The following is a 12,634-nucleotide window of genomic DNA, read 5'->3' as shown; positions in this document are numbered from 1 at the left end:
TACCCCTTAATCGAGGCGAATGACATTTAGCTTTCGCCTTAGACGAAGGAAAACCCGGAAGCTTAAAGTTGGATTATGGCGTTTCATTTAGAAAATTTCTAATTGCACTCCCGAAATTCGGAAATAACGCCCAGTTTTGAATGAGTCTTTCATGACTAGTTAGTCTTGCAACGCCGAATTCCTACTCAACATCATCAAAAATTAATACATGAGTCGACGAGCGAATTATGATGAACACCTTCTCACTACTGACGCCGTCGTTTCTATTGCAAGAAATTTCCTCCAGTTCATCAAATAATTCAGAAAACTTTGTTTTCAGACCATACGGCAATTCACTAAATTCTTTTTTAATAATCTTCCGGATCGCGTTACAATCAATTGGTTGCCAGGCCATAACTTATCCTTAACACAACGACAGCACATCAGTCCGCCTGTGAAATTGAGGGGTGAATTGCCATTCACGTCTGCAAAACTTACTCCTCCTCCTCGATCCAGTCAAAGATTTTCAAGAACATATGGTTTACATATTTTTCACAAACATCGACGGAACCAAAATACTTTCCCTCTCTGCTTCCTATTAAAATACGAGAATTTTCCTGAGAGAAGGTCGTAAGATATACGACATAACCTTGATCTGCGACTGCAATTTCGAATATGTCATGAATTGAGTATTTATCTCTATAATTTTTCTCAATACCGATTCTCCAATCCCTCCCATACATTGATTTGTAAATCATATCAAAAGCGGTATGATCGGTATTTTCTTCACTACATCGGAGATTCGAGAATTTTAAAAATGAGGCAATTGCTAGTAATATAGTTCCAGAAATGGCCGTTTCCTCAAAAACCCCGATCTTCTGGTTATTAATATAGAGACACGCTTGCACAATTTTCGTACCACTAAATGTGCCGCTTTTCTCGCACTCCACAGCAAATATTTTTTTATTACCAAAGATCATTAATCTAACCGACTTCTTGTATAAGGAGGGATCAAGTTACTGTTTGATGGAAAGCTTCCTGAGAAATGAGCAGAGCCATCATTGGTGTTGCTGAATCGGTAATACTGCCCATCATCTGCCTTCCCCGCCAATGTCTTGGTAAATTCGGCTCATCGAGTACAGATTTCCCATAAAAATGGCGATAATCTTGAGATTCAGGAGTTGCACTTCAACTTATTAATCACAATAAATTTTCACACCGTTGATTTTAATATAGCTATCCACGTACCCAGAGATTTCACCCGACATGTATATTACCAGCTTTTATATAGATTGCTGGTAAGAATCTAAAAGAACGTAGTCATCCCACTCTTTATCACCTTGAGCAACTACAATCCATTTTCTTTTTAAAGCTGCAATGCATCCATTTTTTTCAGGATTGAAATTATTAGATACTAGCCTCCATGTTTCAATAATATCATTTGATGAAAAATTCAAATTTAAGACATTGTTTTTTTTATCAAATTTCATTTGAAAGTCCTCAATGCTTGAATCACTAAAAGCGAAGAAACAGTGAGCCAAATAATCGATGTATAACATCTCGCTATCTAACGAGACATCTTGAATTTGAATGCAAAGAGTTCTTTTATTCATCAAATTGAGTCCAATTACTTGGGAGGCCAAGGACCTTTCCATCCGTCGGGTTTTCTTCTAGGCAAGTCTCGGTTCAAGTCTCCACTTTCTCCTCCGCGATCTCTACCGCGACGCGCATCTCCCGCTTCATGCTTGCCTCGTGTCGACTCACTTGTACCAGTGGAGTGTCCAGCATTCCCTGCTGGTGCTAGAGGATCAGGTTGCTGTTGGTTGAAAACCCAATCCCAAGTTTGTTTACAAGCATTTGCGGCTGTAACCACAATACCGCCCATCGTTGCAGCACACAGAGGGTTCGCTGCGCACGCAATGATCGGAGCAGGTATCACAAGACCCGTAGGGTCGGTGTACTTGAGCGGATTCCCCTCCACATAAGCAAATCGATTCCACCCCCATCCAACCCAATCGGATCCGCCTGAATGTACCGCCCGCTGCTTGCATCGTAGTACCGGTTGATGTTGTACGCGAGTCCTGTCTCCTGGTCCCACTGCTGGCCGGGGTATCGCAGGTTGAATGTCGCCGCCGGTGGATAGCTTTGCGCAGTGCGGGAAGTGAACTACCCGAGGGAGACAGATATTTTTCCAACCTTGGACTAAAGTCGTATCTTTTGCCCCCAAAATCACCATTTTGGCAAAATAGCTCATACTCGACTATGTAATCCTCGGTGACCATTTTTTTATACGCATATTGATTCCAATGAGATTTTGATTTCATCTGAACAAATCCGAATGCACGATTGATCAACCAAGAATGACCAACGTGCCTGCATTACGGAGCCACTTGAATAATGGACAACAAAAGCAGGTTTGGATGCTGTGCACAGCAAATTTACATCCGACTCAAGACCGACTCTCAACTTCTGATCGCTCTCTCCAATTGCGCCAATCTCAATCTCAAAAAGACCCCACCTTCAAGCCATTTATTCATTTTTATTTGAAGCATTTGAATTGCTTTTGGATTTAATAAAACTTGAGACAACTCAACATTAATGTCATTTACCATCACTGATTCATGGTTTATAATTCCTCGTTTCCAAAAATCGCTTTTTATATTTAATGTGCATACTATATTTTCAGATTTTTCCGCATGCATCAAAAATGTGCAGAAAAACGCCGATCTTCCGCTAGAAGCAGGCATGGACCATTGTGATGAATGCTTATCGGCGCGGTGCACCATTTGGATTCCCTTTGGGACGTCTTGAATGCTCTTCATGACTATTGACATTTCGTTCTCCTGTATCGTGAGGTGTTCGTCCTGCTCCCCGCCCCATATCTCGACCAGGCCCTTGGTCTGGTATCGGAGAGTCGGGGTCTAAATTTCCCATCCCCAAAGCACCTCGCCATTCGCTTCGCCACCGAAATTTCCCGACAGCAGATCGCATTTTGATTATTAAATTTTCTGTTATTTAATCTATGATTGGAGTTCGTATCCAATCAGATTTAATATCTTTCCTCTCTGCCTCCCAATCGGGCTTTAAATCCATTACATCATCAATACTAATATCATTTTCAAGAACATGCCCGATACCAACAACTCGATAAGCATTGGCATTATTAGCATGATCAGCACCACACAAAAAACACCAATCACCATCTGGACGACTTACTAACAAAACGGGTCGCGTATCTTCAAAAACATGAACGCAAACATAACATTTTATATGTATATCTTTCATTATTTTGGAGTCCACTCGCTTGGAAATAATCGATTACCCTTTCCCCGGTTGCAAGTTCGGCAACTGTCTAAGATATTATCTATTTCAGAACCTCCACCTCGCGACCAAGGTTTTTCATGGTCGAATTCGCGGGAATTGCCTTGGCCTGGCTCTGTAGTCAAGACATCACCGCAGTACTGGCACCTCAGTCTCCCATTTTCGTCCGTAGCTTGTTCATCCGCTTGGTCTCGCGTGTCTTTATCTGGGCGCCTGGAGAACATCCAGTCGAATGTCTGTTTGCATGCATTTGCGGCAGTAACCACAATACCACCCATCGTTGCCGCACACACAGGGTTCGCTGCGCAAGCAATGATCGGAGCAGGTATTACGAGCCCCGTAGGGTCGGTGTACTTGAGCGGATTCCCCTCCACATAACCAAACCGATTCCACCCCCCATCCAACCCAATCGGATCCGCCTGAATGTACCGACCGCTGCTCGCATCGTAGTACCGGTTGATGTTGTAGGCGAGCCCTGTCTCTTGATCCCACTGCTGGCCGGGGTATCGCAGGTTGAATGTCACCGCCGGTGCATAGCTCGGCGCAACAGGTGCGGCGCTGCCGGGTTGCAGATAGCCGCTGGCCCCGTGGTCGGTGCGACTTCGCCGAAGCCGGTGATCAGCCATTGCCAGGCCACTTGCCCGTCGGCGTTCGTGAGTCGGCGCGGGTGTTCAGGTGGTCGGTATCGATCGCATGGATTCGTCCGTTGATCTGCGCGGCCATGGGCATCAGGCCGTTGGCGGTGGGCAGGTACAGGATTTCTGTGGAGTCGTTTTCTCATATTGGAGCGACCGAGTCGCTGCTGTTTTATTGAAACTATCGCGACACCTGTGTTTTAAATATTTTCAACAATTTCCCTGTACCAAGAAGAAGGACATGCCTTAACAAAAGCACATCGAATTTGATGAGCCTCAGCTATTTTCCCCGCTTCCTTCAAAGCATAGAACTCATTAATAGTGAACTGACACTCTCTATTCCACCTAGTGTCGGCTTGTGCAATCTTCTCTACAAGAACACCCAACTCCGTTAAAGAAAATTTCTCATCTGGTAGAAGATCTACACAGAGTAAATCCAGAAGAGAAATTTGCTCATCACTAATATCACTATCGGGTTCCAGTTTTCCTCGTTTGTAATCTGATATGAGTTTGAAGGCACTTTGCAAATTATTATGACTCACACATATCTCCGTCTGCAAACGCTTCGTGGATCGGTGGTGTGAGCCACTCTAAATGGAAGAGGGAATTCATCTAAATGAAATAAGTGGATTTGAGTCTCAAGAATTTTCCACTGGGGTATCAGGATCAAGCTCAGGAAATTGGACAATGACTGGATGTATAAAACCCAGATAAACCTTTCCCATAACTTGACCCAATTCCAACTTGATATTTTTTTGAAGTTCATAATCTTGAATGGAATTTATCATATCTGCCATATTATTCAGGTGATCATTAATATTTTGTGCAGAACCTATTAATTCTTTGGCTTCTTGGAAATTCATGTTATTTTCTCGTTAGATATTAATTTTGGATTAATAGTCATTACAGCCATTGTCTCGCATGCAATTGCGGATGCAAACTCGAATTCGGCTCGCTATATCCCGTCCACTTCCGGGAAGCGTGCCGGTTGCGTATTTTTCGGCGCAAGAACTCGCGCAGGTTTCTACAGCCTTTTTGCAGCGATCACTCTCGCTATTCGTGCACAAGTCGACAAGACCGCGCCCACCAGTCAGGCCTGCGCACATGAGTGGAGAAATTTTGCAAAGCGTGGACTCCACTGGTGGTAGGTTGAGCGCTGGAGAGCCTGAAGCAACAGGCGGGCCCGGTGACCAATCAGGATTGGTTGGGGGTGGAGTAAAGTCGCACTGGTAAACCGGACCAACGAATCTGCAATTCGGAGCTAAACCAGAGGGGTCCGTAGTTTTCAAAGGGTTGCCACCAACATAAGCAAACCGATTCCACCCCCCATCCAACCCAATCGGATCCGCCTGAATATACCGCCCGCTGCTCGCATCGTAGTACCGGTTGATGTTGTAGGCGAGCCCTGTCTCTTGATCCCACTGCTGGCCGGGGTATCGCAGGTTGAATGTCACCGCCGGTGCATAGCTCGGCGCAACAGGTGCGGCGCTGCCGGGTTGCAGATAGCCGTTGGCTCCCGTGGTCGGTGCGACTTCGCCGAAGCCGGTGATCAGCCATTGCCAGGCCACTTGCCCGTCGGCGTTCGTGAGTCGGCGCGGGGTGTTCAGGTGGTCGGTATCGATCGCATGGATTCGTCCGTTGATCTGTGCGGCAATGGGCATCAGGCCGTTGGCGGTGGGCAGGTACAGGATTTCTGTGGAGTCGTTTTCTCCCGCGGGGGCGACTGAGTCGCTGCTGCGCTGGTTGCTGTAGAAACCCAGCGGGCTGGTGCCGTCCTCGTCCGAGTAGAAGGCATGCTCGGTGACTGCTGCTGTTGCTGCTGTTGCTGCTGCCGCACGGGCGTCCGTCTTGAGGACGCGCTGGCTCGCGCTGTTGTACAGGTAGCTCACCGCTTGCGGGTCGGCGCTGCTGGCCGTGCCCGTCAGTTTGGCGACCCTGCCGTTGGGGCCGTAGTGCAGGTATTGCCCTGCCGCACTGATGAGCGAGCCGCTGGCGTCGTACTGGTAGTTCTTGGCGGGGATCGTTGCGCCAGCGTTGCTGGTGCTCGTCACGCTGGCCAGACGGTTGGTGCCGGGCGTGGTCGTGTAGGTGCGCGTGATCGCAGCGGGGGTTCCGCTTCCGGTGTTCTTTGTGAAGACGCCGCTCGTGCGGTTGCCGTTGGCATCGTAGCTGTAGCCAAGGCTGGTGTAGCCGATCAGATCCGGCAAGGTCACACCGGTCGGCAAGGTCACTGCGGGGCTGCTCATGAGCGCATGAGCGCTGGCCGTGAGATTGCCGACGGCGTTGTAGGTGAAGCTGCTGGAGATCATGCCGCGTTGCGCAGGTTTTTTTTCTGCTGCGCTGCCATTGGCGGGGATCATGTGGCTCTGGGCAATCGCCGTCACGCGCCCCGCGGCGTCCCAACTGAGATCGAGCAAGCCGCTGTGGATGAGCTGACCGGCGGTGTTGTACTGTCGATTCTCCAGAAGCGGGGAGGAATCCGTTGGCGATATCTTGATACCGGGCCAGTTCCAGCGGTTGGGCATGCCCATGGGATTCCATTGCAGGCTGGACACCAATGGAACTCCGTTCCACGACATACCAGTGATCAGCCCCGTCGCATCGTAGGTATAGGTGAGCGTCTTGCCGCTGGGATAGGTGATGGATTGCAAACTGCCAGCGCCGCCCTGACCCGCTGGTACATAGGAATAACTGGTGGAGCGGGTCTCTCCTCCGCTGAGGCTCTGCGTCTTGCGCGCGATACGGCTCAGGGCGTCGCGCTGGTATTGCGTGGTGACGCCTGGGTCTTGTACTTCGCTCAAGGATCCGATGCTGGCGTTCGGGCCTCGGGGGTGTTGTAGCTGGTGCCTGTCTGGTCGTACTTGAGCAGCGAACGGGTGCCGTTGTTGTAGTTGAATTGGGTGATTCTGCCCAGGGCATCGCGCTCCATGTCAACGGTGCGCCCCGTCGCATCGGTGGTCGATTTCAGAAGACCGCGTGCATCATGGGTTGCGTTCGCTACGCCTGCGTCCGGTGTGACTTCCTGGCCGACATTACCCAGCGCATCGCGGGTGTAGTTGGTGGCAAGGCCTTTGAAGTCCTTGGCCTGGGTGACGGCATTGAGCTGGTCATAACTGAGGACGGCCGAATTGCTCAACGGGTTAGTGATTTTGGTCAAGCGGCGCAGGCCATCGACAGCCACCGCAGTGGTCTGGCCCAGGCCATTGCTGGCCGTGGCCAAGTCACCATTGGCGTCATAGGTCAAGGTGGTGCTTTGGATACCACCCAGGGTTTCGCTGCTGACGCGGTTGATGCTATTGATGGAGCGCTGCACCAGCAGGGCTACATTGGCTGCACTGTCCCTGATGGATTCATTGGTGCGGTTGTCCCATTGATCCAATGTGTATTGACCAGAGTTGCCGCGGTTGTCCGTCCAGTTGCTGATGCGCCGGGCACCATCGTACTGGTAAGCAATGGCATAGCCATTGGCGAATGTGATGGTGCCCAGTTTGTCATTGGGCAGGTACGTGAGCGTAGTCAGCAGACTGCCATCGCTGTAGCTTGTCAGTTGTCCGCGCGGGTTGTAGCTGTATGCGCGCTTTCGGCCTGAGGGATCGGTGGCAGTCAGGATGCGGCCCGCACCATCGTGGGTGTACTGACTGATGCGCCCTTGTGGATCGGTGATCTTGTTGAGGTTGCCCTTCGTGTCATACCCAAACACAGTCTGGCCCGCCGCATCGGTGTAGGAATAAGGCAATCCATTGGGGTTATAAGCCCAGGCGCTCGAGTAGGACTTGCCGCTGACGGTATCCGTGACCAAAGACCCTGACAGATCACCGCCGTTGTTATAGCTCAGCTTCGTGGTGCGACCTGCCTCGGTGATCTTTGTGGGCAAGGACAGAGTGTCATGCCACTCGATCTGCGTGCTCTGCGCCTCTGCCCGGTTGGAGGCAGCGACTATCTGGGTGATCAGTTGTCGCTCGACATTCCATTGGTAGGTGGTTTTGTTGCCCTTGAAGTCCTCTTTGGAGGCGGGCAGAAGATCAGCATTGAGCTGCTCCTTGAATTTATCCCAGAAGCGGGCATTGTTCTGCCCCACCAGACGCACACCGGCAGCCGTGCCTTGGTATTGGCGGGTAGTGCTATTGCCATTGGGGTCGGTCGTGGTGACTGATGCCTTGTACCAGTCGGGATTGTCTGTACCGGCGGCTACCAGCATGCCGGCGGAGCCCACGCCCGCCGCGCCTGAATAGGAGACTCGGTAGGTGCCGCCAACACCGGCCCGTGACGTCTCCTTGAGTGACCCGTCGGCGTTGTACGCAAAGCCCATAATCTGGTTGCCCTGGCCGGTACCGATCCCCGTCAACAGACTGGGGAAAGTCGCATTGCCATAGCTGTAGATGCGGCTCGGATCGTCGTTGACCTTGACCGAACTCAGGCTTCCGCTGGCGTTGTAGTCATAATTGATCATGTTGCCATCGGGCAAGCTGACGGCGTTGAGTTTGCCATCGGGCCTATAACCAAAATTCAATTTGCGGCCAAAGGAATTGGTGACCGACTGCACCCTGCCATTGATCTGGAAGATGTCATACGCCCAGCCATTGCGCAAGGCAACCTTGGTCAGCCAGCCCTTGTGGTCAAAGCTCCACCAACTATCATCACTCGCGCGGTAATACTGCCAGTTGCCTTCCATCGTTTTAATGAGCATATCCGCGCCAGTGGCGGGCAACCACGGCGCCCCTTCCCCGCTGTCCTTAAGAAACAGCGCCGACACCCCGGAAGGCATCTGCACCGCAATGCTGGACGGATATTTGCCGTCGTAGTACCTGGGCAACTTGAGCCGGGCAATCCATGAATGCATCCAGCCCTTTCCCATGCCAATATCTGCATCCTCACCAGAATCTCCAAAACTGCGATAAATATGGCCAATAGTCAGCGGCTGGGGACTGGAATCGAGCCAGTCTGTCTGCGTCTGGAAGTTCTCGGGCCGTTTGGGATGCTCTGGGCCTGGGCAGGGCCAAACAACACGGCAAAGGCACCTCCAGCCAAGACGCGCCAAATATGTTTGAAAGAAACAGGCTTTAGCTGGGAACGGTTGATCATTATTTGCTTCATGGTATTAGCCAGCACCGGTTGGGAGGCGATTCGAGACACTATCAACGTTGGCACATTTGTGGCTTAGGCGATTCCAAATTTACGGGAAATACAGTGATGGTTTTATTTACGGAGTTTTCACAATTTAAGCAACTCGCAGAAATTTCAATTTGAGCCCCTACAATATCAGGAGGAACAAGGAGAAAAGATATTTCACCATTTTCATTTGTGTACCCAGCGCTCGTTTGCCCTCTCATTGTTTTTAAAACTATATGCACATTTTTTTCAAGTCCGTCGATAGACGAGGTTCTTATAGTTTGCTCAACTGGACCATGGATAGAGGGAAGCGCATTTGTTGTATTCGCTCCTAAAATTTCCATCTTAAACATTTTACAATATCTCAGTCCACTGGCATAATAGGAAGTTACCCATCTCGGATCAACCGGGCAAACAGCCTGCTCAACGAGTGCATAAGTGAATACATTTGGATAATTAGCTAGATTTCTTAGATTACAATAGTACCCGGTAGATCCGTTGATTTGTGTAATATTAGCGAATGAATACCCTGCACCAGCACCAATTGCTACTGCCTGACATGCTTTTTCTGGAGACTCGAACTCCGTGCCTCGTGCACCATTGCTAATCCAGCCCGGCATCAAATAATTTGCCCTGGATACGCTGCAAAAAAACATAAGAAGAAGAAATAAAATATTAATAATTTTCATACAGCATACAATTAAAAATCAGCGCCTTTTGCGAAAATCGCATCATTACCAGGGTCGCTGCAACAGATTAGAAAAATGCACTTGGCAAAATATTTTTACGCACCGTACAGTGATTATCATTGCATAGGAAAATTGAATATAATTAGTAATCAGCGGCTGTGTACCATGATCGAGCCAGCCTGTCTGCTACTAAAGATTTTTCGGCGTATTTGGAATCGACTCCCTTGCGCTGTGCCAAACATATTCAAAAATAATATGACGGCAAAAAGTGATCGCAAGGCACGTGTTAATTTTTCGGAGATGAGACCGAGAAGCTCAAACAGGGAAATATTCAAGATAGCTACCCTATGGCTTTTTATAATTTCGCGATAATACATTCAGCGGAGCCTAAATAAAATTTGCAGCAATTAGATGCACTTCCGAATAATACATTCCATGTGTAGAATGAGGATAAAATCAAAAAATTCCACTTTTAAATTTTAAGGGTCGCATGGAGGTATAAAATCGCCAAACTGAGCTTGCACACCAACATATGTTTCATGTTTTTTAAAAATTTAGTGCCGATAATCAAATTAATTTAAAATCAGTAATGTTCATTTTTCAAATTTGCAAATTTGTGAGGACTCTTATATTTTTTTCAGTTATTATCATTTTTTCATTCTGCATGATTAGTAGCGCTAAGGAGAGTCTGCAAACCCTTATTTTCTGCCACTCACTACTCGTAGCTTGTTGATCTGCTTAGATTGAATTTTCAGAAAATCCGGCTTTGCCGAGGCTTCCTAATTCCGGCAAAATTCTTTCATATATAATTTTCCGGGGTTATAGGGTTTGTACGGAATTTTGGCGTAGCCAAACTTCCGTGGGTGAGGTAGTTTGTGAAGAGCCTTGCTCGCAAGCAGGAGATTTCAATTTCTCCTTCTGAATTGCGGTACGAAGAGTCCAGCCCTCAGGCTCATCAGGCGCAAATTCCAAGCTTTATTCACGCGTTGTCCAGTCTGTGACCCTCAGGGGCTTTGTCGTTTGCATACGTACCTACATCTTCAAACGCGCGGATTTGGTGAAGAACGTATGTCGAACCAATCCCCCAACCACTCCCCCCAATCACCACAACAATCTGCGTACCCGGCCCAGCCTGCGAGACGATTTTCATAACCCCCCCGCGCGAAGCGCGCGTCGCTTCATGTGTTCGAGTCCACGTCCCACGTAGCCATCATTCGCGCTGTTGTGGATGCCGACGCCGTTGTCTGCGACGCGCAGCAGCCAGTCTCGGTTGTGGCCGCTTTCGGTGAATGGGCGCAGTTCGATCTTCAGTTCCGTGGCCTTCGAGTGTTGGAGCACGTTGCTCACGGCTTCCTGGACGAGGCGGCATAGTTCGCGCGCACGTCTGCCGGTGGGTAGCTGGTCGTCGGGTTCTGCGTCGATCATCCAGTGGAGCTGGATGCCGCGCTTGTCGAGCACGGGTTGCAGGCGATGCCTCAGGGTTGCCAGTTTTTCGGCGAGGTTGCCCTTGCTGTCGCTCATCACGTCCACCAGCAGGCGAAGATCGAGCATGCATTGCTCCAGCGTCAGCATTACCGGGTTCATCCTGCTGTCGTGTTGCTGGGCGTCGAACAGCATCATCGCGTTGACGAGCTGCGAGCCTACCTGGTCATGCAGTTCGCGTGCGATGCGGTCGCGTTCCTTTCGCACGGCCGCGGCCACCTGCGCCTTGCCGCGTGGATGCCAGTACAGGGCGCGGATCAGTTGGACCACGAGCGCGCCAGCGACCAGCAGATCGACGACGAAGGCCAGCGCCCAGAGCCAGGGCCAGGTGGAGTCGGCGACGGAATTTTGGGTGACCCAGACCAGTTTGAGCGCGAACTGCAACAGCCATGCAAGCACGCCAAATACAAGAATGGCCGGATGACTGACATGCACCATTGTTGCCTTTGCTATCGATCGGTGGCTTTTGGCTCCCTTCACCTTCGCGCGCGCAACTGCGCACGCGGACGCCTCGCCGGCTGACTGAAACTAGAACAGCTTTCGCAATGACGCGAACTGCACGGCCTGCGCGCGTGTGCGTACGCGCAGCTTGCGGTAGATGTTCTTGATGTGCGAGTTCACGGTCAGCATGCTGATTTCGAGCCGCGTTGCGATCTCCGCACTGGTGTAGCCGTTGGCTACGTTGCGCAGCACTTCCTTTTCGCGTTGTGAAAGCAATTCGGATTCGCGCGAGCCGCTGGATTCGGATCTCGCCGAGGACGTACCGTTTCGCGCATCAAACTTCTGAATGAGCCGACGCGCCAGATGTGGCGTGATGTAGGCCCCGCCATTGGCCACCTGCAGCACGGCCTGCGGATAGTTGCCGAACCACGAGTGCTTGACCAGATAGCCGGTCGCGCCGACCTCGAATGCGCGCAGCACCTGCTCATCGCTTTCCATGATGGAAAACATGATGGCCTCGGCCGAGGGGCGCTGGAACTTCATGAGTTCGATCAGCGAATACCCGAGCCCGTCGTTGAGGTTCACGTCCACGAGCATCACGTCGAATTCATGCTGCTTGATGAGCCTGCGCCCTTCCTTGACGCTGGACGCCATGCCCACGAGCAAGGTGCGCGCGTCGAGCATGAGTTCCTGCGCGACCACGCGCTGCATGTGTTCGTCGTCGTCGATCAGGATGACGCGCACCGGCTTGTCATCCTGGCCCACCAGAAAATTGGGCCAGACCGTCAAGGTGTTTCGTCCGTGGGCGGCGGCGAATGCTCCGGGCGTTACGAGCGCCTCCCCGCGGCTATCAATCGATTCAGGATATGACATGTTTCCCCCTCCGTCCTCTGCAGCTGGTATCGAGAAAACAATCGAAATGTCTTAAGATTTTTACTATCCATGTTTTTATGACAATTCAAGATTGCTATGAAGTGC

At 50.4% G+C, this 12,634-nt stretch carries 13 protein-coding genes; all 13 read right to left on the bottom strand.

Going from position 1 to position 12,634, the window contains the following annotated elements; translation table 11 throughout:
* Positions 1 to 473: 473 nt before the first annotated feature.
* On the bottom strand, positions 474 to 959 hold the full coding sequence (locus H9K75_RS01525) for a hypothetical protein (RefSeq protein ID WP_187724502.1): 486 nt from the start codon (positions 957 to 959) through the stop codon (positions 474 to 476).
* A gap of 303 nt (positions 960 to 1,262) precedes the next feature.
* Positions 1,263 to 1,622: a hypothetical protein gene (locus tag H9K75_RS01520; RefSeq protein WP_187724501.1), complete on the bottom strand. Its 360-nt coding sequence runs from the start codon at positions 1,620 to 1,622 to the stop codon at positions 1,263 to 1,265.
* 292 nt (positions 1,623 to 1,914) lie between these two features.
* Positions 1,915 to 2,097 carry an RHS repeat-associated core domain-containing protein gene (locus tag H9K75_RS23300; protein WP_226858667.1) on the bottom strand — a complete coding sequence of 61 codons (183 nt, stop codon included), beginning with the start codon at positions 2,095 to 2,097 and terminating at the stop codon, positions 1,915 to 1,917.
* A 344-nt stretch (positions 2,098 to 2,441) separates the two neighbouring features.
* Positions 2,442 to 2,813 carry a hypothetical protein gene (locus tag H9K75_RS01510; protein WP_187724500.1) on the bottom strand — a complete coding sequence of 124 codons (372 nt, stop codon included), beginning with the start codon at positions 2,811 to 2,813 and terminating at the stop codon, positions 2,442 to 2,444.
* A gap of 181 nt (positions 2,814 to 2,994) precedes the next feature.
* Entirely contained in the window at positions 2,995 to 3,264 is a 270-nt protein-coding gene (locus H9K75_RS01505; protein ID WP_187724499.1) for a hypothetical protein, read from the bottom strand.
* Complete coding sequence (locus H9K75_RS24990) at positions 3,264 to 3,926, bottom strand: RHS repeat-associated core domain-containing protein (RefSeq protein WP_187724498.1); 663 nt, start codon at positions 3,924 to 3,926, stop codon at positions 3,264 to 3,266. The genes H9K75_RS01505 and H9K75_RS24990 overlap by 1 nt, the downstream gene beginning before the upstream one ends.
* A 209-nt stretch (positions 3,927 to 4,135) precedes the next feature.
* Positions 4,136 to 4,477: a hypothetical protein gene (locus tag H9K75_RS01495; RefSeq protein WP_187724497.1), complete on the bottom strand. Its 342-nt coding sequence runs from the start codon at positions 4,475 to 4,477 to the stop codon at positions 4,136 to 4,138.
* Between the two features lie 96 nt (positions 4,478 to 4,573).
* On the bottom strand, positions 4,574 to 4,798 hold the full coding sequence (locus H9K75_RS01490) for a hypothetical protein (RefSeq protein ID WP_187724496.1): 225 nt from the start codon (positions 4,796 to 4,798) through the stop codon (positions 4,574 to 4,576).
* Between the two features lie 30 nt (positions 4,799 to 4,828).
* Entirely contained in the window at positions 4,829 to 6,736 is a 1,908-nt protein-coding gene (locus H9K75_RS01485; RefSeq protein ID WP_187724495.1) for an RHS repeat-associated core domain-containing protein, read from the bottom strand.
* The gene (locus H9K75_RS01480) at positions 6,733 to 8,790 is read right to left on the bottom strand and encodes an RHS repeat protein (RefSeq protein ID WP_187724494.1); all 2,058 of its coding nucleotides are present in this window, start codon (positions 8,788 to 8,790) and stop codon (positions 6,733 to 6,735) included. The genes H9K75_RS01485 and H9K75_RS01480 overlap by 4 nt, the downstream gene beginning before the upstream one ends.
* 280 nt (positions 8,791 to 9,070) lie before the next feature.
* Entirely contained in the window at positions 9,071 to 9,733 is a 663-nt protein-coding gene (locus H9K75_RS01475; protein ID WP_187724493.1) for a hypothetical protein, read from the bottom strand.
* Between the two features lie 1,146 nt (positions 9,734 to 10,879).
* Positions 10,880 to 11,653 carry a sensor histidine kinase gene (locus H9K75_RS01470; RefSeq protein WP_187724492.1) on the bottom strand — a complete coding sequence of 258 codons (774 nt, stop codon included), beginning with the start codon at positions 11,651 to 11,653 and terminating at the stop codon, positions 10,880 to 10,882.
* Positions 11,654 to 11,743: 90 nt separating this feature from the next.
* Positions 11,744 to 12,529 carry a LuxR C-terminal-related transcriptional regulator gene (locus H9K75_RS01465; protein WP_187724491.1) on the bottom strand — a complete coding sequence of 262 codons (786 nt, stop codon included), beginning with the start codon at positions 12,527 to 12,529 and terminating at the stop codon, positions 11,744 to 11,746.
* Positions 12,530 to 12,634 lie beyond the last annotated feature (105 nt).

The organism is Diaphorobacter aerolatus (assembly GCF_014489535.1).
GTDB classification, from domain to species: Bacteria; Pseudomonadota; Gammaproteobacteria; order Burkholderiales; family Burkholderiaceae_C; genus Diaphorobacter_A; species Diaphorobacter_A aerolatus.
This window is presented reverse-complemented; position numbering and strand designations above follow the sequence as displayed.

What these genes read in the sequence shown, in the direction of transcription:
- H9K75_RS01525 (WP_187724502.1), bottom strand. Translation starts at nt 959, where the DNA reads ATGATCTTTGGTAATAAAAAAATATTTGCTGTGGAGTGCGAGAAAAGC.
- H9K75_RS01465 (WP_187724491.1), bottom strand. Translation starts at nt 12,529, where the DNA reads ATGTCATATCCTGAATCGATTGATAGCCGCGGGGAGGCGCTCGTAACG.
- H9K75_RS01480 (WP_187724494.1), bottom strand. Translation starts at nt 8,790, where the DNA reads ATGGGAAAGGGCTGGATGCATTCATGGATTGCCCGGCTCAAGTTGCCC.
- H9K75_RS01510 (WP_187724500.1), bottom strand. Translation starts at nt 2,813, where the DNA reads ATGTCAATAGTCATGAAGAGCATTCAAGACGTCCCAAAGGGAATCCAA.
- H9K75_RS01475 (WP_187724493.1), bottom strand. Translation starts at nt 9,733, where the DNA reads ATGAAAATTATTAATATTTTATTTCTTCTTCTTATGTTTTTTTGCAGC.
- H9K75_RS24990 (WP_187724498.1), bottom strand. Translation starts at nt 3,926, where the DNA reads ATGGCTGATCACCGGCTTCGGCGAAGTCGCACCGACCACGGGGCCAGC.
- H9K75_RS01470 (WP_187724492.1), bottom strand. Translation starts at nt 11,653, where the DNA reads ATGGTGCATGTCAGTCATCCGGCCATTCTTGTATTTGGCGTGCTTGCA.
- H9K75_RS01490 (WP_187724496.1), bottom strand. Translation starts at nt 4,798, where the DNA reads ATGAATTTCCAAGAAGCCAAAGAATTAATAGGTTCTGCACAAAATATT.
- H9K75_RS01505 (WP_187724499.1), bottom strand. Translation starts at nt 3,264, where the DNA reads ATGAAAGATATACATATAAAATGTTATGTTTGCGTTCATGTTTTTGAA.